Origin of the sequence: Fictibacillus arsenicus, from assembly GCF_001999465.1 — a bacterium.
Lineage (GTDB): Bacteria > Bacillota > Bacilli > Bacillales > Fictibacillaceae > Fictibacillus > Fictibacillus arsenicus.
In genome coordinates this window covers 63,326-82,472 of the sequence record NZ_MQMF01000003.1, presented here as the reverse complement: position 1 = coordinate 82,472, position 19,147 = coordinate 63,326, and the positions used below count along the sequence as shown (strand labels likewise).

Sequence of the window (19,147 nt, the reverse complement as noted above, 5' to 3'; positions counted from 1 at the left end):
CCCATATTTGTCACCTCTAAAGTTTAGTCAAGCTTCAGTGACAGTATACACCTTTGCAAGACTGTTGAGAAGAAAAATTTAGTGAATTTCACCTAAAAAGAAAACGCTTTCTTAATCACATACTGTTACGAAAATACCTAATATTCTGCCAATATACCTATTGTCATTGTTTGTCCAGTTTCGCAGGAATCAACCCCACCATTCATTAACAGATGGGGTATTGATTTTAATCATTATTTTTTTAAAGATAACTCAATTAATTTTTCAATCATAGCAGGATAATCCATGCCTATTTCCTTCGCTGCATCTGGAAAAAGACTTGTCGGTGTCATGCCAGGAAGAGTATTTACTTCCAAAATAACAGGCTCTGTACCATCGTGAGGAACGATAAAATCTACACGGGAGTAAACTTCGCACCCTAGAACTTCATGCGCAGCAACAGCCTGTTTCTGTAATAATGCAGTTGTTTCTTCATCTAGTCTCGCAGGAACATAGTGTATACTTCCACCCTCAGCATATTTCGATTCATAATCATAATAGGCATTTTTAGGCTCAATTTCAACGACCGGCAATGCTTGCATCTTGCCATGCTCACCCATTACAGCAACTGTTACCTCTTTACCGCTTACGAATTGCTCCACTAGGACCGTATCATCATGCATGAATGCCTCAGCGATCCCTTTAAGAAGTTCTTCCCTGTTTTGAGCAATTGTTAACCCAATTGTTGATCCCTCTCTATTCGGCTTAACTACAGCTGGAAAATCGAAAGTTAATTCTGTCTGATCTTCCTTATAAGATTTTTTGTATAATACCTTTTCTTTTGCAATATTGATGCCTGCTTCTTTAAAGAACTGTTTTGATTTTGCTTTATCCATTGCAATTCCTGATGCTAAAGCACCAGATCCGACATATGGAATATTCATCATATCTAAAAGTCCCTGAAGACGTCCGTCCTCTCCATACTTGCCGTGAAGCCCTAAAAAGACAACATCTGCTTCCATATCGAGCAACTCATGTAATCGCGATGGGTGAAAATCGATACCGATAACATCATGTCCCTTGCTTTCAAGAGCAGCAATAATTTGTTTTCCTGTAGATAATGAAACTTCCCTTTCAGCAGATACTCCGCCATATAAGACTGCAATTTTCATTAATGGTCACTCCTAGCCCAAAAGTTTATGTATTTATTATATTCCCTGACTTTTTTACTGTTCAGCAATAAAAAAATATTACTAATCATAACACGATTTTTAAGAAATCAGGTAGGTAAAACATAAATGAGGACGCAGAAATTTTGCGCCCTCCTTCCTGTTTTGTTATTTAAAATAACGATGAAGCTCTTCTACTGCTTCAGTCTTCATTAGTTCTTTTCCATATTCGATTACTCTATAGCTTGTAATAGTTGAGGAACTCCCGAATTCAGCAAGAATTGCAATAAATAAATCCAGATCAAGTGGTTTAACTTCTTCCTCTTCAAATTTTAAGTAAAAATGATTATTAAAAGAGAACAACCTGCCACCCTTTATTTCTAGTGAATAAAGACGGTTCGCTAGGAGGATAACATCTTCAAAGGATGAAAACTCATAAAAAATTTCATCATTCTCGTCCAAAGTTACTTGCATCTCTATATAATCTTCATCATATTCTTCTTCCAGATCATACTCATTGATACCTTTTGTAACAATAACAACCATACCTTGAGCAGGAAGTGAAAATACTTCAACCGCAATAGGACCGTCAGCTTTAAATCCTACCTCATCATCAGCTTCAGTCATCATATCACGGAAAAGCTGATGTACTTTCGGAATGTCTTGCCATATTTCTTCTTTTGAAATACCACGTTCATTCAAATCATCAAAAGTTAGGAAGATCTTTATTTTATTATAGGTTAACCGTTCTACCCGCATCTCTGGTCCCCCTTACGATCGGCGCTATTATGTCTTAATTACAATATATGAGTTTGTGAAAAGTTGGTGATTAACAAACAAGCCAATTATATCTGCCATCATTATTTATTTTTAAGCTTCTTAGAAATCCAGTCTTCCCATTCTGCTTTTGTGCCGCCGATTAACAGCTCGCTGTATGTCTCCTGAACTTCTGAAGACAGATGGCTAACTGCGGATCCCCCCACACCAAAAGAAGTTTCAGGGAATTTCCCATTAAGATCTTTAGCCCATCCTAATGTTTTTATCGCGGGATCCACAATTGTACACGATAAAAATACCATCCTAGGCCCCACTTCCTTTAAAACAACTTCAAAGTCTTTCTCTGGAATTCCATGACCTAAATAGATCACTTCGAATCCTTTACGTCTTAAGAACAATGTAAACATCAAGAGACCTAATTCATGTTCCTCTTCTATACCGCAGCTTGCAATAACCTTAGGCAAATAAGGGTCAGAAGGAAGCCATTGCATAAGTTGTCCAATTTTAGTTCGGAGAAAGGATGAAGTAAAGTGTTCGTGTGCAACTGTTATTTTTTGATCTTCCCAAAGATGGCCTACCTGTACTAATAATGTACCCAAAATATCAATTATGACTTTTTCCAAATTATACATGCTGAATGCCTGACTCAATAGATCGTTAGCTTTCTTTTCCTGAAACGAAAGCAAAGCATCTAAAATCATTTTGGACATTTCAGCAGCACGATCTGTATTTTCAATTGAAAAAGGTGCTGCTTCTTTATAAAGTTCCCCGTTTTGGGCAACATCGACCGCTTGGCTTATTGTGAATCCTTGATTTACTTTATTCACTAGCCATTTTAATATGTATACTTGTTCATCGGTATATAATCGGTGCCCAGCTTCATTTCTATGAGGCTGAACAATAGAATAGCGTCTTTCCCAGGCTCTTAGAGTACCAGCTTGTATACCAAGCATTTTGGAGACCGCTTTAATGTTGTACTTCCCTTCACAAGACATCTGCACTTCCTCCAAAAAATAAGTTAAGAAGAGTATATCTGAAAAAACATTGCACTGTAAACTTTTTACCTTAACCGAGAGTAATCAGATGTGCCTCACAAGGTGCACCCAATCGGAGAGGCATATGTGTTGCACCAAAGCCATTGCTGACTAAAAGCTTGTAATACCCTTCATCATACCATCCGCCTCTTTTAGCGATCCCCAATGGTCCCAGCCTGATTTGGCCGCCGTGTGTATGCCCCGAAAGCACTAAGCGAACTTGATACTCTTCCCTGATTTTTCTTGATATATCTGGATTGTGACTGATGAGGATACGGCATGAAGAACTGCAATTCCTTACCGCATCTTCCAATCTGTCTCTTCCAAAAGAAAGATCGTTTATTCCTGCAATATCAAGAACTTCATTGTTTCTTTTCAAGGAAATATTAGTATTATCTAAAATGATTGCGCCATTATTTAAAATGGTGTTCTTTAACAAAGTAATATCTACGTCGTAATCATTGTTTCCCCATACAAAATGAACAGGTCCAATTTTAGACAGCATTTTTATATTATCTTCCACCCTATCCATCGTAACTCCTTTTTCTACTAAGTCCCCTCCGATTATTACAATGTCAGCTTTTCCTGCTATTTCAATAAGTTTTTTTGAAATTGTTCTTCGATGGATGTCAGAAATGAAAAAGATTTTAAAATTCTTAAAAGAACCAGGGAGTTTGTCTATGTTTATGGTATCTAAACTGACACTATTTCTGTGTGCTTCAATATACATAAATACTGTAAGTGTAAATACAGCTAATAAGAAAATGTAAATCATTACTGCCTCCTGCAATTGTTTAAATGATCATAACACAAAACTGTTTAAAGCTAATAAAATGGATATATACGGGTTAATTTTTTGAATATTTAAAAAGTATTAGTTGAAAAATTTGTAAATTTAACGTATGATAATTAATAAGAATAACAAAAATATAGAGAGGACTAACATCATGACATTAACTAAATTAAAGAACAAATCTCTCGTTACTGACCATGATTTATCATATAGCATGCGACTTGGTTTGCCTATAGAAGTTTATTGCCCAGAATCACACCAAACCATTGCCTTTGGCAGAATAGATCATTTTTGTGAAATGACTGTAAGCATACAAGGTCAGCACCATGATAGAGATTCTGTATTATTTTTCGGATGTCCATGCCAATAACCTTTTATTTATGAAAGATATTAATGTTGTACTCTTTTTTCATAAATTCAAATACGATATGCCTCTGATCCCATTGTTCCTCATCGCTCCACCATTCTTCATTTCGATCAATAAAATCTGAACGGATCGCTTCGAAATCATCATCTGCTTTTTTGTATTTTTTTTTCATCCAAATCATATGAAAACTAGAGAAAATGATAAAGACAGTACAGATCCAAACCATCTCATCGGCGAAAATAAGGGTTAATGGATTTTCAAAGGGTGATGCTTCAGGAAGTTTTAAAAAATATAGATAAACAAACGTGGCAATTACAACAAAAATCATTGACAATCCCCATTGATTAATTGCTTTTTTCCATCTGTCTTTTTCTGCTTTCTTCTCTACGAGCTGTGCTAATACGATACTTGTCAGCTGATTAACAAAAGGCTTTATCCTCCAGTGATTCAATGCGTTCATACACAAAACCTCCTATAGAATAATTATGCCTATACAAAGAGATTCATGCTTTCAAATAAAATAAAGACCGTCAGGAATCAATTGAGTCCCGACGGTCTTTATCGTTCGATCTCCACTTGCTCAACACCCTTTTTATCTTCACTGTGGACTGGCGTGGATACTTTCTGTGACCAATATTTATAAGTCACAGTCACACCAATCAATAAAATAAAAGAAAAAAGCAGCAGTCTTGTCACCCAAAACATAGACATTTTTCTCTGTTTCCGGTGATTCTCTTTCTTTTTTTTGACCTCTTTCTTCTTTCCATGCACTTCACTTCTCGATGGAAGTGTACTTGTTTGAAATCCGCTTATATCTGAGGCTTTCATTCTAAGATTTTCTGCCTGATCTTTCTCCATTTAAGTCACACTCCATTTTCGTTGTCTTTCCTGCCTTTTTTATGTTCTCGGGCAATCCAGCAGCCCGAAATAAAATCAATTAAGAAATGAGCAAGAAACGGAACCCATATTGTTTCAGTCAACTCATATAAAAGGCCAAGCCAAAAACTTAAAAGGGTAACAATACTGAATAATATTGGCTTTCTAATATATCGGACATGAAGAAGTGAAAAAATAAGACTTGTAAGAACTAAACCTAATAAAGATTGTAATACTCCGCGGAATAGCCATTCCTCTGTAAATGCAATTATACCTGTCAAAATAAAGATATGAGGATACGATAAGGAGCTGAAGATTTTTTCATTAATTCCTCCATCGTCCAAATAATGAGGAGGAAGTCTTTTTTTTAATTCTATAGATAAAAAAGGTAAAAACAATCCTGTTGCTCCTGCTAATACTAGATCTTTACTTGTTAGTGTACTATCCATATTCCAGGGAAAAGGAACATCAAAGAAAAAAGCAATAACACAAGCGATAACTAAAAATAAACCTTGCGAGATATAAACATTCAATAATAATTCTTTTGGGGTAAAATCATTTATCAAGTTTCTGTCATGAGAATTGTTCATATTTGTTGTTACACTTCCTGTCTAAATAACCGTTTGAGCTCATCTTCCCATACTTGATAAATATGGGTCTCTTTTTCTTCTTTTCCGTAAAAGCGGGTCAATTCATCTTGACAGCCGCTGCAGCAATAGTCCTTCTCTGCTATTTCTTCTTCTCCGAAATATTTCAGCATCATGCTTCGTTTACAGCCTTCATCCATTATCCACTTTTCAATCATTCTTAATGAATTTAACTTTTCTCTTTTTCTTTCCTCTATCTTTTTCTTAAGTATTTTTTTCAACGATTCTCTTTTCACTTCTGGTACACATTTTTCGTACAATACGCCTGAGTTATTAAGATGGTATTCCATAAATCTTTGCCCTGTTTCAGAGATACCTGCTAACTGCAAACGTTCAGATAAGGTCTGTTCGGCAAGTACATCGTAATCTGATAAAATGTAATCTATTTGATTATCATCAGGAAGCTCATTTTCAATAAAGTGAAATGGAATCTCTAGATCGGATGGATGATAAAGAAGAATCGCTGCTGATGGCTGCAAATCCCTTCCAGCACGTCCTATTTCCTGAACGTACCCTTCTACATTTGCTGGAGCATTATAATGAATCACAAACCTGATATCAGGTTTGTTTATACCCATCCCAAATGCATTTGTGCATACGATCAGCTGCAGCTGCGAATTTAGAAATTGCTTCTGCACTAGCAATCTCTCATCTTGATCCATACCCCCGTGATAATATGAAACATCTTGTATCCCTCTTTCATGAAGTACAGTGACAAGCTGTTCAGCGCCTCTTCTCGTATTTGTATAAACAATTCCAGGACCTTTTAGTTCTGTTATTAGCTCTAAAGCTCTGTCTAGTTTTTGTTCTACATCTGAAAAGGATTCAACAAAAATAGAGATATTCGGTCGATTCACACTATGTATATGAACTTTTGCATCTTTCATTTCCAAATACTTCAGGATATCTTCTTGCACTTTTACTGCAGCTGTTGCCGTTAATGCAAGACATACAGGGTTTCCGAGTTTTTTTCTAATAAATGCTAAATCCAAATAATATGGCCTGAATTCATGTCCCCATTGAGAAATACAATGCGCTTCATCTACGACAAAGAGCGACCAGTTGACTGATAATAAAGCAGATCGTATATATTTGTTTTGCATGATCTCAGGACTTACAAAAACAAACTGGTAATCTTTTAAGTGATTCAAAACCGATTGTTTATCTGAATGATCCAAGAAACTATTTAACGCCACTGTTCTCTTAAAGCCAGTTTGTTTAAACTGATCAACTTGGTCCTGCATAAGAGACACTAGCGGAGAAACAATTAAAGCTCTGCCTTTCAATAAAACGGTTGCCAACTGATAAATCAGTGTTTTCCCCGTTCCAGTGGGAAGCATTCCTAGTACATCATGACCGGAAAGAATATCTTCTAATATTTCTTTTTGTCCCGGTCTGAAATCATCAAAACCGTAGTACTGTTTAAGCGCCGCTTCCAACTGCATTTTTCCCACCCTCTTTTGCTAGAACAAGCCGTATTTGCAAATATGTTAAATGTGGAAATGCTTCTTTTATCGGCCTGAGCTTAAATTTTTTTGTTTTATTATAAAAAAGGATAACTCTTTCTTTTTCTTCCTCGCTTATGTAAGGATGAATCGAAAACTCAGGAATCTCCCGAGCGATTTCTACGAGGTGATCTTCCATTGTACTCAATTTTAAGTTCCTGATTTTCATAATTTCTTTTATGTCTTTTTCTTTTTTCAGCAGATGATACGTCTGCAAAGCGGATTTGGTTAAGGCGGGTACAACTATAAAATCCCCTATAAGTGAATTTAATACAAGATGCCTCTCGGGCTGTTCTCTAATTGACTTGAAAATTTGATGCAGCACGGAACGGAAGCGAAGAACGGTTTCAGTTCTTGTTGATCCCCACTCTCTGGCAGACTGTTCAAATGTATTTCCAATACGTTTGTAACCTGACAATTTTTTAACAAAGATTTCAGCACCACCGGGATCGCATGTTTGCAATACTGTATTTAACTCATTGTACAAAAGAGATGCAATATGGTTTCTTTGCTGTTCAGATCTTGGAAAGAGGATTTTTACTTTTTCAGCTGCTTCACTTTCTCTAATTACTGGAGAAAAATCAAAGTTATTATAAAGAGAGTTTGATAAAGACTGTACAAATAAAGTAATGATCTGCCAGCATTTATGTTCGATCGCAGCATATTTTAGACCATTGAGCTTTCCAATGAATAAATAACGGTCCTTGGTCTCCTCGAGGAACTCTTCGCCTTTTTTAGTTACAACAAAGACATTGTTTTCTTTAGGCATAATCAGTTCTTCCGTATATAGTTGATCAATGATTGAGTTAAAATCGTCTAGCGTTAATCCTTTTAGCGATGCATAATATTGTTCTATCTCAAACCATTGACTATCTGACAATGATTGTGAGGTTTTCTTCCCGGTTACTATGTAATAAATGCCGGAGCATTTTCGGCTGCCATCTACTTTTCGCAGAATGTCCATGATTATGGCAAAATAAATATCCATACTTTATCACCACTCTATTTTCTTATATCTATTTTATCAGATTATAGGGAATTGAGAGTAAAAGTGTTATATTTTGAAGGAAGCTGGGTATAAAAGATAAAATGAGGATACTAATTTTCTATTGAAATGTAGAGGGATACTTATTACAATATGATTAGAAGACCCTTTAATAAAAAATGGTTAAATATGTATGACCGGATTAGTTTTCCAATTCCTTAGGAGGTATTCATTATGCCAAAGTATACGATTGTTGACAAAGAAACTTGTATCGCATGTGGAGCATGCGGAGCTGCAGCACCAGACATTTACGATTATGACGATGAAGGAATTGCATTTGTAACACTAGACGAGAACCAAGGAATCGTTGAAATTCCAGACGTTTTGTTAGAAGATATGCAAGACGCTTTTGAAGGCTGCCCGACTGATTCAATTAAGGTTGCCGATGAGCCTTTTGATGGCGATGCATTAAAATACGAATAGACTAAGTTCCGAGCCCTCTTTTAAGAGGGTTTTTTTATTTATTTTATTAAGGATGATTCTCATTGTCAATTAGTTTCTTTGTTTTATGAAACCGCTATCTTAAAAAACATGGTTGTACCCTTATTCAGAATGTGTTAAATTATCAAAATATTGATGCAACTTATAAAGAACTCGAGGGGTGGAAACGTGACAGCAACCGTATTAGTGTGTGATGGCATTACAAGCGATGGAATCGAACCTTTAGTAAAACTCGAAGGTGTAAAACTCATCTTCGGAAAGGTTGATGATATCGAAGATCCTGAAATGATTGAGGGAATAATGGTAAGAAGCGCGACTAAAATTACCGAATCAGTTCTAGAAAGATTTTCCGGATTAAAGATTATTGCCCGTGCTGGTGTTGGAGTAGATAACATCGACCTTACCGCAGCGACCAAAAAAGGGGTTCTGGTTGTTAATGCTCCTGAAGGCAATACGATTTCAACTGCTGAACATACATGGGCAATGATGATGTCCCTTGTACGTAATATCCCGCAAGCTAACCAGTCTGTTAAGACCGGTGAATGGGATAGAAAAAAATATACCGGCCAGGAACTTTACCAAAAAACCCTTGGAATTATTGGAATGGGCCGCATAGGTTCTGAACTTGCAAAACGTGCTAAAAGTTTTTCTATGAATGTACTTGTTTTCGATCCTTACTTTTCATTAGAAAAACAAAAAGAATTATCTGTTACTTCTGTTGACCTTGATACGCTCATTCAGCAAAGTGATATTATTACTGTTCATACCCCGCTTACCAAAGATACTCGCAAACTGTTAAATTACGATAACCTTAAAAATACTAAAAAAGGAGCTTATATCCTCAACTGTGCCCGAGGGGGAATCATTGATGAAGAAGCTCTCTTGCACTATTTGAACACTGGCCACCTATCAGGCTGTGCACTGGATGTATTTGAACAAGAGCCTCCAGTTAACCGTTCATTGATTGATCACCCTAATGTTATCGTCACTCCCCATATTGCCGCTTCAACCATACAGGCTCAAAAAAATGTAGCTTATATGGCGAGCGATGAGATTAAGTCGTTTATATTAAACAAACCTTTAAAACATGCTGTTAACTTTCCGTCATTATCTAAAGATACTTATGAAAAACTTATAGCCTATTATGACTTTTCACATGTACTTGGGTCGTTTACCACACAATTTTTCAAAGAGCCAGTCACTGAAATTTCCATCGGATATGGCGGTTCACTCTCTGAAACAGATACGACATCACTTACCAGAAGCTTCCTTTGCGGTTTCTTAAAAACGAGACTCGGCAGACCTGTCAACGATGTCAACAGTATGGTGGCTGCCAACGAACGCGGAATTGTAGTAGGAGAAAAACGAGGTACAGATGACTACGGCTACCCAAATATTATTCATGTTAAAGTTACCGGACAAAACAGGACATTCACACTATCCGCTACTTTAGTTAAAGGGTTTGGCGGACGCATTATACAACTGAATGGATATACAGTAGATTTTGTTCCCCAAGGATCTCTTTTATATATTGAACATCGTGATACACCCGGTATTATAGGAAAAGTAGGTGCATTTTTAGGGGAAAGGAAAATAAATATCGCAACGATGCACGTAGGAAGAAAATCAGCAGGCGGTGAAGCAATGATGGTATTAACATTTGATTCACAGCTGCCAGAAGAGATTCAAAAAGAACTAGTCAGTATTGACGATCTGCTCGTCTGTAAACCCCTAGACTTGTAAATTACACTTAAAAAACTTGGCTCTGACGAGCCAAGTTTTTTTATTTATCCCAATTCAACTTCTTTTCGTACTCCATCCTTAAAAGTCATAAGAGTTGTATATCCTGTCTTTTTTGCAAGCTTTATAGAAGATTCATAGTTTTCCCCAACTTGGTGAGGTTCATGAGCATCAGAAGATAATACAATTGGAATACCTTTTTTATAGCATAGTGAGAGAAGCTCAGGTTCAGGGTATAATCTTCCTACAGGCTTGCGCAAACCAGCTGAAGATATTTCCACACATGTTTTTGAATTTTTCAAAGCGTCTGTTACCCTCTCATACTGCTCCATTAAAAATTCCTCGTCTTTTGGAACGTGATTAAAAATTTTCACCAAGTCAATATGTCCTACAATATCAAAAAGATTTGATTGTGCAAGCGTTATGATTTGGTCGTAATAGGCTCTATATGTTTCGTAAAGATCCCTTCGATCCCATTCTTTTCTAAATTCTGCAAGATCGATTCCAAAATCTTCAACCCAGTGAACAGAGCCAATCACGTAATCAAAGGGATAAGATGAAATGAAGGATTCCATCTCTTCGTGGCTGCCTGGGGTATAATCCATTTCAATAGACATCCTTACGTCTAGATCTAACTTTTCAGCTTTCTTAAACAGATTTACATAGTCGTCCATCGCATAATAGCGTCTTTCTTCCATCCAAGGTTTAGAAACAATGTTTTTCGTTTCATAAAAATGATAAGCGTGTTCAGAAATCCCAAATTCTTCTATTCCTTTTTGTTTTGCTGTTTCTACAAATTTCGTTAAGTAATCAATCGTCAAAGTACCTTTTTCGAGATGAGCATGGTAATCCGTCAGCATTTTGATCTCCTTTTAAAAACGTTTTACCATATGTACCACGAATATCTCCCTCAATCAAGCATTTATGCTCCGAGTTTTCCTCCTATAAAAAGTACACTGATACAGAGTGTTAAAAATAACACCGCAAACAAGCGATTAAGATAGTCTCTCATTTTGTCCTCCTATGGTTCCTAGAATCAACTTTACTATCCTATTCAAGTAATCAAATTTTTGAACTCTATTTTTAAAAATTATGGTGTATTATTTTGGCAGAGCGATTTTACACTATATAAAAAACCGCCTTAATAGGCGGCTGTTTTGTTAATATTGTTGTTAAGCTGCTTCTCCATAATATATAGGAGCGGTTTGTATAGCACTACAAAGAATACGGCATTTCCAATCGCATGATTCACATCAAATGGAAGACCTGCCAGATAATAAGGCCAGAATTTTTGTGTAATGACCCCACCCATTATTACCGACATTATGAAACCGAACAAAAAGCCGCAGAAGCATACATATAAGCTCATGACCCACCATGGCATTCTATGTCGGTATTTTCCGAGCAGACCGCTTAAAACTGCGATAATCCCCCAAGCGATCATCTGTCCAAATGACCATAGACCGTGACCTAAAAATAGGTTTGTAGTTAAAGTGCTTAATATAGCTAGAATAAGTCCTTGAACAGGTCCAAGTACAAATGATGCTAATATTAGTATCGTTGTGTTTGGCTGAACGTTTGGAATCATTGCAAATGCGAGGCGTCCTACAGTTAAGATTGCTGCAAGCAAAGCAATGATCGTAATCCTTCTGATCGTCAGTTTATTCATATTTGTGGAAGTCAAATTCAACGGTATCACCAGGTTTCAATGTGATTTCTTTTGCACCTTTCATTGCTTCTTCACCATTAACAGAAAAGAACCATGATGTTTTATCCTGTTCGCTTCCGGCAATCCCTTCAATACTGCTGATAAAAGAATCATCAAACTGAGTTTCAATCTTAAAGTTATCCTTCATAACATCCATAATTGTTGTTTCTTCCGTAATTGCTACTTTCTTTTCTGCTACTTTCTCTTTGCCGTTATCTTTTGTAATTTGAACGGTTACTTGTTCTTTTTTGTTTTCTTCAGTTTTCGGCTGATCAGAAGCCTTCTTTGTCTCAGATGTTCCACACCCAGCCATTAACATCATTAATGCTGCAAATACTAAAATCAGCTTTTTCATCATAAAACCTCTTTCTTGTTGATAATTTTTTTCTTTCAGGCTGTTTTCTAAAAGATTGTTGTTTTTCCCGCTTCATTTGCAAGTTGATAGGGGCGCAAGGTGCGAGACTCCTACTGGACAAGCGGTCAGGTGGAGACTCCTAATGGCGCATAGCGGCAGGAGGCTCACCTCACGCCCCGTGGAAAGCGAGCAGCCTGGAGCGGAAATCAACTTCTTTCAAAAGCAACAAGGGTTACGAAAACAGCTTTCATTTAAATCACCAAACAAAAAAATCCCCTTCGTCTACGAAGGAGATTGATAATTTGGTATACAGGCAGAAAACAGCGGCCTTTTAACGGCACTGCTTTAACACCCCCCTATCCTCGTAGGTCATGTCATGTACAAAACAGGCAGGTCTCCTGGCTCTTGATCATCGTCCCCTAACGCCTTCCCGTTTTCACAGTGGCAGATCAATTAGGTTTCTCACAATTACAGTGGCGGGACCGCAACGGAATTTAACCGTCTTCCCTATTATGCTTGTCCGATTAGGACAGCACCTGTTTAAACACTTATGAAATTTTCTTTTTACAAATCAATTATAACCGACTGGAGAAAATTGTGAAATCATTTTTTCGATCTGTTCGCTGTTCCTTATGGAACAAGATTAATCGGGAAAGTATGATAATTTATTTCACAGTTCGAGGTATTACGAATGAGAATGTCGTACCTTCATTATTTTTACTATGAACATTAATTTGACCGCCATGTGCTTCAACAATGTTTCTGGCGATTGCGAGGCCAAGACCAGTACCTCCTGATTTCCCTCTTGTTCTTGCTTTATCGCCTTTATAAAAACGTTCAAAAACAAACGGAAGATCTTCCTCTTTAATTCCTGACCCGTTATCTTTAATGAAAAACTTAACTGTCTTTTCACTAGATTCTATTGACAGACGAACAAAGCCTCCATGTGAAGTGTGGCGAATCGCATTATCTATTAAGTTCGTTAAAACTTGCTCAATTCGGTCAGGATCGATTTCCATCTCATTCTGGATACCAGAAATTTCGAGTGTTAGCTGTATATCTCTATCTTTAGCAGGGCCTTGAAACTTTCGGACGATACGTTCGGCAAATGGCGGAATAGGTAGATGTGTATAATGGAGCTTCATATGCCCTGCTTCTAATCTGGCAAGATCAAGCAGTTCATTAACAAGCCTTCCCATTCTTTTTGATTCGTCCAAAATAATACCTGCTAATTCTTTCTTTTCTTCTTCTGATTCTGCAACATCATCTACAATAGCTTCACTGTAACCCTGAAGCATCGCTATTGGTGTCTTAAGCTCATGTGAAACGTTTGCAACAAAATCCTCTCGCAATTTGTCCATACGGCGCTCTTCTGTCATGTCACGAAGGACCGCAACCGCACCGCGAATTACCGCGTGATCATATAAAGGTGTCATAACGATAACCCATGAACGTCCCTGAATGTCAATTTCGGTCATCTGCTCGCTTTCAAGTGAAACAACTTGCTGAAAAAGCTGAGTGACAGCTATTGGAACATTTCCTTTAACTTCACTCTTCATTCCTGATTCATAATAAAAGGCTTGTAAAAAGCGGTCAGCCGGAGGATTAGTTACAAGGATATTCATCTTTCTGTCAAACGTAATAACACCATCAGCCATTGAACTCAAGATGCTTGTAAGCTGTTCTTTTTCCTGGTTCAACGCTGTAATATTATTTTTAAGCTGACGTCCCATCCGGTTAAACGTCATTCCTAGTTCACCAATCTCATCATGTGTTAAGATCGGCACTTTCATATCAAATTCACCTTTTGCAACAGATGTGGCTGCTTCTCTCATTTTTCTAAGAGGAGCTGTTATGCGTGTGGATAAAAAGAAAGCAAATATGATCGTAAGTATAATCGCTATACCTGCCGCTAAAAAGATAAGGTATTTCGTATGGTTTGTAGTTTTTGTAATATTCTCGATCGATTGGTAAACATATACGCCGCCTTTACCGTTTTCTGTTTCGTAAGGTTCACCGTAAACGATCATTGTATGGGCAGATTCATTATTATTGGATATGATCGGAAATTCTCCATTTGTATAAATCTTTTTCGCCTCATCCACTACTGAAGATAATTGTTCGTTATCACTAAAAACAGAAACAGGAATGTAAGGAGCATCACTAAAAGATTTTGTATCCATAAATGATTCCTGATTTTCGTCAATAATCATAATAGACATTGAATAAGCTTCTGCCATTTCACTTGTGATCCTAATGGCTTCTTCTTTATTTTCATCGTTCTCCATGATCAGGACAAGCCTGTCTGCCATTTTTGTTAGTTGTTCTCTTGCCTGATTATCATAAAAATTTTCGAAAAACTGGGTAAGCAATATTGTCAGCACAGTCAGTACAACTAAGACCAGCAACAAAATGGTTACCGAAAGTTTGCCTACAACACTTCTCCAAATCATTCATTTCCCGCCTCAAATTTATATCCAACTCCCCAAACCGTTGCAATCATTGAGGCTGCATCTGGAGAGACTTTGTTTAATTTTTCACGAAGTCTTTTAACATGTGTATCTACCGTTCTTAAATCACCAAAAAACTCATAATTCCATACATCCTTCAATAGCTGCTCACGAGCATAAACTTTATCTGGTGTCTTGGCTAAATAGTACAGAAGCTCATATTCTTTAGGTGTTAAGTTTACTTCTTTACCACCTGCTGTAACACGATGAGCGTCATGATCGATTGTTAGATGCTTGAACACAACCACATTTTTTGCAACGGTTTCCGTTTGAAGGAATTTTGTTGGTGAAGATCTTCTTAAAAGTGCTTTAACACGCAGGATGACTTCTCTTGGACTGAATGGTTTAGCGATATAATCATCTGTACCAGCTTCAAATCCTTGGATCCTATTTAGCTCTTCCCCTTTTGCTGTCAGCATAATTACTGGAGTGGCTTTCTTTTCTCTTAGTTTTTCACACACCTCAATACCGTCCATACCCGGAAGCATCAAATCAAGCAGAATAAGATCAAAATTAATGGATACTGCCATTTGAAGTGCTTCTTCTCCATTTTCTGCTTCATGAACTTCATAGTTTTCTCTTTCAAGATACATTGTTAATAATTTGCGAATTCGTTCTTCATCGTCAACCACTAAAATTTTTGCTTCTGTATTCATTTTTCAAGCCTCCACATGAATTCATAGTGAAAAATTTTTCATATCATATCTATCCTGTATCTATCATACATGAATACTTCCTCTTGGAACAAACAGGATACTCTTCATTTACTTTATAAAAAAGCCCCTCTTATATAAAGAGAGACTTTTATGAAACTTCAATTATGCGTATGAGTGCAATCCTACTAATACGAGATTTACTGCAATCAGGTTAAATGTAATGATCCAGAAACCGAGCACACAGAGCCATGCAGACTTTTCACCATGCCAGCCTCTTGAAAGCCTTAGGTGGAGATAAGCAGCATAGAACAAGAAAGTGATTAATGCCCAAACTTCTTTAGGATCCCAGCCCCAAAACCTCGACCATGCCTCCTGAGCCCAAATCATCGCAAAAATCAACGCACCCAATGTAAATATTGGAAATCCGATTGCTACCGCACGATAGCTGATTTCATCAAGAAGATCAGGATTTATTTTCACCTTCGGCTGAAGTGCGGCCGCGATTCTTTTTCTTAATATCAGCCTTAGCAATCCATATAAAATTGCCCCTGAGAGAAGTGACCATATAAACGTGTTTAATTTAATTGATGCATTGGCACCATTCATCCATGATGGTGTGGAAAAAAGCGGATTGAAAGTATCATCCAACTGTTCTCCGTTAGCTGGCCCTGCGATTGCAGGCATATCATAAACAATCTTTTCCGGCTGGTTCTGATCGTTCATGATTTCAAAGCTTGCTTCATAACCTGCACCTTTGAAAGCCAAGGAAATTATTATGAAACCTACTACACTTATTAAACTGTACAAAACGATCTCGATCCACTTTGTCTTTTTAGAAGAAACCGATTGATCGACAGTACGAATTAAATAAATTAAACCTGAAACGAATGAAATAGCGAGTATTCCTTCACCTAGAGCCGCTGTAGTAACATGAATCTTGAGCCAGTCACTTTGAAGAGCTGGAATAAGTGGTGAAATATCTTTCGGAAACATACTTGCATAAGCAATAACAAGCAAAGCCACCGGCATCGCGAAAACACCTAATCCATTCGTACGGTAAATCGCATATAAAATAATAAATGCAAGTACCATCATCATTCCAAAGAAAGTTGTAAATTCAAATAAGTTACTTACGGGAGCATGTCCGCTAGCTATCCATCTAGTAATGAAATACCCAAGCTGCGCTGCAAATCCAACACACGCAGTTATGAATCCTATTTTACCCCATTTTTTTGTATGAGCTGCTTTTTCATTTTTTTTATCTGAAATGGACATTGCAAAAAACAGGGTAGAAAATAAATAAATCATGAATGCGCTATACAAAAGCGTACTGCTAATTTCAGCCATCCTAAACCCTCCTGCTCGAACGGTACTCTTCTTTTGTATCAGATTCCTTATCAACTAAAGCTGCTAAGCTTGTCTTTTCACTAAGGAAATCTAAATCTTTTTTCAAGCCATACCAGTTCTTATTCGTGTGAGCTGCTGCCCACACTCCATCTTGATTTTGTTTAATCCAAATTCTTCTATAGTTCCAATATAAACCTTGCGTAACACCAATCATAAAAATAAATCCGCCAAGAGCAATGATCCAGAGCGTATGGTCTTTCCTAACCGTTAAGGCTGTTAAGTCCTTTGTCTCGATTCCTGCAAACGACATTTTAAATAGATTCTCACCAGCTTCAATGTTCTTTTGAATACCTACAAATGCTTTTTCGCCTTTTGGTGTATCAGGAGAATACATCGAAAATACAAAAGCAGGGTTATCAGGCAAATTGTTTACAGTTGATGGCTGCTTTTGCTCATTAAGAATAAAGTTTGGAAAATACTCTTCGATCTCAACTCTATAGCCATTTCCCAAATCATACTTTTTCTCAGGTTCATGCAGATCAACTGTCAGCTTGCCAAACTTCTTGCCAGTTGCCTTCTCTTCTAATTCAAAACTCATCTTATTGAATTCATTCAGCTTAAAATCAGTCTGATAGAGTGCGAAGGAATCAAATTTAAACGGTTCATTTACACGGATCTCACCGTCTTTTACTTTTACAAGTTCAGGATCCTCACCAATTGTATGATTAGGCTTCGTCTTGTATAGTGTCACGTTGCTTTGATAGTTTTTTGCTACTTCTCCATCCACTGAACTTAGTGCACTATTAAACTTCTTTTCTTCCTTATCATACATTTCGAGAATAAATTCTTTGTTTTCTAAGTAATATTGTCCATCTTCACTCTTAGTACCTGGTATTGACGCTTTTTCTCCTTCTCTGACCCATAGAATTTCATCGACATACATTCCTGGGAAGAATCTAAGCATCGCACCAGTTAAGAAGATGATTAATCCAACATGGTTCACATACGCGCCCCACCTTGAAAACCGTCCTTTTTCTGCAAAAAGATTGCCCTTTTCTTCACGAACTTTATAGCGCAATGATTCAAGTGTATATTTGATCTCTTCTAACTCTGCTTCTTTACTAACCGAGAACAAACGCTGTTTTTTCATAAATTGATCATGTCTTGTAACTCTTTGTGTTTTTAAGGCTTTATAAAGCGGTATTCCCCGATCGAGGCTGGCAATAATAATAGAAAGCCCTAACATTCCAAGCAGAATGATAAACCACCATGACCCATAAAGTTTATGGAAGCCCAACAAATAATAAATTAATCCAAGTGTTCCGTATTCGCTTTCATAATGAGTCGCAGGATCAACATTTGGCGGGATAAACGTTTCTTGAGGAAAAATAGTCCCTATTGCAGCAGCGACCAGTATGATGATTATCAGCCACACTCCAACTCTTACAGACGAAAAGAAGTTCCAGGTACGATCTACAAACGTTTTATTATACGTTTGCGATCGTCTGGCGCTTCCTTCATAACGCATGCTTGATAGCACTTCAACGTCGTTATCCAGTGGCTTCCCACAGGCTTGGCAAAGACTTGTACCGTATGGATTGGAGTGGCCGCATTCACATGTTATTGATTGCATTTTTTCACCCCGTTACGGTTTAATTTTTTCCATAAAGGAAATAATTTTCTCTTCAGACAGTGATTCACTCGTTCGTCCCACTACTTTCCCGTTCTTATCGATTAGAATCGTAGTTGGAATAGGACCAATACCGTATGCTTTCGTTACTTCTCTTTGTTTATCCATCGGTATTTGAAAGGTTAAACGATAGCGATCCACAAAGTTTTTTACTGATACATTTGTTTCACTAACATTTACAGCAAGAATTTCTACATCTTGTTCTTTATAGGTTTCATATTGCCTTTGCATGTAGGGCATTTCCCGTTCACAAGGCTTGCACCATGTTCCCCAAAAATTTAAGAAGACACCTTTACCCCGGTAATCTTCAAGTTCAACCCGGTTGCCATTAAGATCAGTAAGTACAAAATTAGGAGCCGCGTCTCCCTTTTTTATGTAAGTACCACTTTCTTCAAAGATACTATTATAGATTGTATAACCGATCGCTATAACTAAGATGGCAAGCAAAGCAGAGCGAAACCATAATCTTTTTTTCTTCAACGTTATCCGCTCCTTTAGCCGCTTCCAT

At 37.2% G+C, this 19,147-nt stretch carries 21 protein-coding genes and 1 riboswitch; of the genes, 4 read left to right on the top strand and 17 right to left on the bottom strand.

Annotated elements, in window-relative coordinates; all coding sequences use genetic code 11:
• Positions 1 to 233: 233 nt before the first annotated feature.
• From UN64_RS14400 to UN64_RS14385, 4 genes are all read right to left on the bottom strand, one after another.
• Complete coding sequence (locus UN64_RS14400; RefSeq protein WP_077363982.1) at positions 234 to 1,151, bottom strand: D-alanine--D-alanine ligase family protein; 918 nt, start codon at positions 1,149 to 1,151, stop codon at positions 234 to 236.
• Between the two features lie 165 nt (positions 1,152 to 1,316).
• Complete coding sequence (locus UN64_RS14395) at positions 1,317 to 1,907, bottom strand: genetic competence negative regulator (RefSeq protein ID WP_077363980.1); 591 nt, start codon at positions 1,905 to 1,907, stop codon at positions 1,317 to 1,319.
• 101 nt (positions 1,908 to 2,008) lie between these two features.
• Positions 2,009 to 2,920, bottom strand: coding sequence for a MerR family transcriptional regulator (locus UN64_RS14390; protein WP_077363978.1), 912 nt, complete (start codon positions 2,918 to 2,920; stop codon positions 2,009 to 2,011).
• A 70-nt stretch (positions 2,921 to 2,990) separates the two neighbouring features.
• Positions 2,991 to 3,734: a metallophosphoesterase gene (locus UN64_RS14385; RefSeq protein ID WP_077363976.1), complete on the bottom strand. Its 744-nt coding sequence runs from the start codon at positions 3,732 to 3,734 to the stop codon at positions 2,991 to 2,993.
• Positions 3,735 to 3,906: 172 nt separating this feature from the next.
• Between UN64_RS14385 and UN64_RS14380 the strand changes: the two genes are divergently transcribed.
• Entirely contained in the window at positions 3,907 to 4,122 is a 216-nt protein-coding gene (locus tag UN64_RS14380; protein WP_077363974.1) for a hypothetical protein, read from the top strand.
• Between the two features lie 4 nt (positions 4,123 to 4,126).
• Here the strand turns inward: UN64_RS14380 and UN64_RS14375 are convergent, their stop codons facing one another.
• The 5 genes from UN64_RS14375 to UN64_RS14355 all read right to left on the bottom strand — a co-directional run bounded on the left by UN64_RS14375 (position 4,127) and on the right by UN64_RS14355 (position 8,135).
• Positions 4,127 to 4,579: a DUF2663 family protein gene (locus UN64_RS14375; protein ID WP_077363972.1), complete on the bottom strand. Its 453-nt coding sequence runs from the start codon at positions 4,577 to 4,579 to the stop codon at positions 4,127 to 4,129.
• A 98-nt stretch (positions 4,580 to 4,677) separates the two neighbouring features.
• Positions 4,678 to 4,977, bottom strand: a complete 300-nt coding sequence (locus tag UN64_RS14370) for a hypothetical protein (RefSeq protein WP_077363970.1) — start codon at positions 4,975 to 4,977, stop codon at positions 4,678 to 4,680.
• Positions 4,978 to 4,982: 5 nt separating this feature from the next.
• Positions 4,983 to 5,585: a CPBP family intramembrane glutamic endopeptidase gene (locus UN64_RS14365; protein ID WP_077363968.1), complete on the bottom strand. Its 603-nt coding sequence runs from the start codon at positions 5,583 to 5,585 to the stop codon at positions 4,983 to 4,985.
• 8 nt (positions 5,586 to 5,593) lie between these two features.
• Positions 5,594 to 7,087, bottom strand: a complete 1,494-nt coding sequence (locus UN64_RS14360; protein ID WP_077363966.1) for a RecQ family ATP-dependent DNA helicase — start codon at positions 7,085 to 7,087, stop codon at positions 5,594 to 5,596.
• Positions 7,065 to 8,135: a YpbB family protein gene (locus UN64_RS14355; protein WP_077363964.1), complete on the bottom strand. Its 1,071-nt coding sequence runs from the start codon at positions 8,133 to 8,135 to the stop codon at positions 7,065 to 7,067. Before UN64_RS14355 ends, UN64_RS14360 begins: the two co-directional genes overlap by 23 nt.
• Before the next feature lie 231 nt (positions 8,136 to 8,366).
• Between UN64_RS14355 and UN64_RS14350 the strand changes: the two genes are divergently transcribed.
• Positions 8,367 to 8,615 (top strand): ferredoxin, encoded by a 249-nt coding sequence (locus tag UN64_RS14350; protein WP_066290559.1) that lies wholly within the window; start codon positions 8,367 to 8,369, stop codon positions 8,613 to 8,615.
• A gap of 186 nt (positions 8,616 to 8,801) precedes the next feature.
• Positions 8,802 to 10,376 (top strand): phosphoglycerate dehydrogenase, encoded by a 1,575-nt coding sequence (gene serA / locus UN64_RS14345; RefSeq protein WP_245802045.1) that lies wholly within the window; start codon positions 8,802 to 8,804, stop codon positions 10,374 to 10,376.
• A 44-nt stretch (positions 10,377 to 10,420) separates the two neighbouring features.
• Here serA and UN64_RS14340 read toward each other — a convergent pair whose 3' ends face one another.
• The 3 genes from UN64_RS14340 to UN64_RS14330 form a co-directional block, all read right to left on the bottom strand.
• Positions 10,421 to 11,233, bottom strand: coding sequence for a histidinol-phosphatase (locus UN64_RS14340; protein WP_077363960.1), 813 nt, complete (start codon positions 11,231 to 11,233; stop codon positions 10,421 to 10,423).
• A gap of 281 nt (positions 11,234 to 11,514) precedes the next feature.
• Positions 11,515 to 12,063, bottom strand: coding sequence for an ECF transporter S component (locus UN64_RS14335; protein ID WP_245802044.1), 549 nt, complete (start codon positions 12,061 to 12,063; stop codon positions 11,515 to 11,517).
• On the bottom strand, positions 12,035 to 12,436 hold the full coding sequence (locus UN64_RS14330; RefSeq protein ID WP_066294815.1) for a DUF4430 domain-containing protein: 402 nt from the start codon (positions 12,434 to 12,436) through the stop codon (positions 12,035 to 12,037). Before UN64_RS14330 ends, UN64_RS14335 begins: the two co-directional genes overlap by 29 nt.
• Before the next feature lie 142 nt (positions 12,437 to 12,578).
• On the opposite strand from UN64_RS14330, the gene UN64_RS20965 reads away from it, so the two are divergent.
• Positions 12,579 to 12,734, top strand: coding sequence for a hypothetical protein (locus UN64_RS20965; protein WP_171978928.1), 156 nt, complete (start codon positions 12,579 to 12,581; stop codon positions 12,732 to 12,734).
• 73 nt (positions 12,735 to 12,807) lie between these two features.
• Positions 12,808 to 12,991: riboswitch (cobalamin riboswitch) on the bottom strand.
• A gap of 110 nt (positions 12,992 to 13,101) precedes the next feature.
• Here the strand turns inward: UN64_RS20965 and UN64_RS14325 are convergent.
• The 5 genes from UN64_RS14325 to resA form a co-directional block, all read right to left on the bottom strand.
• Positions 13,102 to 14,889, bottom strand: coding sequence for an ATP-binding protein (locus UN64_RS14325; protein ID WP_077363954.1), 1,788 nt, complete (start codon positions 14,887 to 14,889; stop codon positions 13,102 to 13,104).
• Positions 14,886 to 15,602, bottom strand: a complete 717-nt coding sequence (locus UN64_RS14320) for a response regulator transcription factor (RefSeq protein WP_066290571.1) — start codon at positions 15,600 to 15,602, stop codon at positions 14,886 to 14,888. The genes UN64_RS14325 and UN64_RS14320 overlap by 4 nt, the downstream gene beginning before the upstream one ends.
• A gap of 162 nt (positions 15,603 to 15,764) precedes the next feature.
• Complete coding sequence (gene ccsB / locus UN64_RS14315; RefSeq protein ID WP_077363952.1) at positions 15,765 to 16,949, bottom strand: c-type cytochrome biogenesis protein CcsB; 1,185 nt, start codon at positions 16,947 to 16,949, stop codon at positions 15,765 to 15,767.
• A 1-nt stretch (position 16,950) separates the two neighbouring features.
• A complete protein-coding gene (resB, locus tag UN64_RS14310; protein WP_077363950.1) occupies positions 16,951 to 18,582 on the bottom strand; it encodes a cytochrome c biogenesis protein ResB in 1,632 nt (543 codons plus the stop codon).
• A 12-nt stretch (positions 18,583 to 18,594) separates the two neighbouring features.
• Positions 18,595 to 19,119, bottom strand: a complete 525-nt coding sequence (resA, locus tag UN64_RS14305) for a thiol-disulfide oxidoreductase ResA (RefSeq protein WP_077363948.1) — start codon at positions 19,117 to 19,119, stop codon at positions 18,595 to 18,597.
• Positions 19,120 to 19,147: the final 28 nt, after the last annotated feature.

Excerpts from the sequence above, each read along its gene's own strand:
- UN64_RS14330 (WP_066294815.1), bottom strand. The coding sequence starts at position 12,436 with ATGAAAAAGCTGATTTTAGTATTTGCAGCATTAATGATGTTAATGGCT.
- UN64_RS14340 (WP_077363960.1), bottom strand. The coding sequence starts at position 11,233 with ATGCTGACGGATTACCATGCTCATCTCGAAAAAGGTACTTTGACGATT.
- UN64_RS14375 (WP_077363972.1), bottom strand. The coding sequence starts at position 4,579 with ATGAACGCATTGAATCACTGGAGGATAAAGCCTTTTGTTAATCAGCTG.
- UN64_RS14365 (WP_077363968.1), bottom strand. The coding sequence starts at position 5,585 with ATGAACAATTCTCATGACAGAAACTTGATAAATGATTTTACCCCAAAA.
- UN64_RS14325 (WP_077363954.1), bottom strand. The coding sequence starts at position 14,889 with ATGATTTGGAGAAGTGTTGTAGGCAAACTTTCGGTAACCATTTTGTTG.
- resB (WP_077363950.1), bottom strand. The coding sequence starts at position 18,582 with ATGCAATCAATAACATGTGAATGCGGCCACTCCAATCCATACGGTACA.
- UN64_RS14390 (WP_077363978.1), bottom strand. The coding sequence starts at position 2,920 with ATGTCTTGTGAAGGGAAGTACAACATTAAAGCGGTCTCCAAAATGCTT.
- UN64_RS14395 (WP_077363980.1), bottom strand. The coding sequence starts at position 1,907 with ATGCGGGTAGAACGGTTAACCTATAATAAAATAAAGATCTTCCTAACT.
- UN64_RS14370 (WP_077363970.1), bottom strand. The coding sequence starts at position 4,977 with ATGGAGAAAGATCAGGCAGAAAATCTTAGAATGAAAGCCTCAGATATA.
- UN64_RS14360 (WP_077363966.1), bottom strand. The coding sequence starts at position 7,087 with ATGCAGTTGGAAGCGGCGCTTAAACAGTACTACGGTTTTGATGATTTC.
- UN64_RS14385 (WP_077363976.1), bottom strand. The coding sequence starts at position 3,734 with ATGATTTACATTTTCTTATTAGCTGTATTTACACTTACAGTATTTATG.
- ccsB (WP_077363952.1), bottom strand. The coding sequence starts at position 16,949 with ATGGCTGAAATTAGCAGTACGCTTTTGTATAGCGCATTCATGATTTAT.
- UN64_RS14355 (WP_077363964.1), bottom strand. The coding sequence starts at position 8,135 with ATGGATATTTATTTTGCCATAATCATGGACATTCTGCGAAAAGTAGAT.
- UN64_RS14350 (WP_066290559.1), top strand. The coding sequence starts at position 8,367 with ATGCCAAAGTATACGATTGTTGACAAAGAAACTTGTATCGCATGTGGA.
- UN64_RS14400 (WP_077363982.1), bottom strand. The coding sequence starts at position 1,151 with ATGAAAATTGCAGTCTTATATGGCGGAGTATCTGCTGAAAGGGAAGTT.
- UN64_RS14320 (WP_066290571.1), bottom strand. The coding sequence starts at position 15,602 with ATGAATACAGAAGCAAAAATTTTAGTGGTTGACGATGAAGAACGAATT.
- UN64_RS20965 (WP_171978928.1), top strand. The coding sequence starts at position 12,579 with ATGGCGCATAGCGGCAGGAGGCTCACCTCACGCCCCGTGGAAAGCGAG.
- UN64_RS14380 (WP_077363974.1), top strand. The coding sequence starts at position 3,907 with ATGACATTAACTAAATTAAAGAACAAATCTCTCGTTACTGACCATGAT.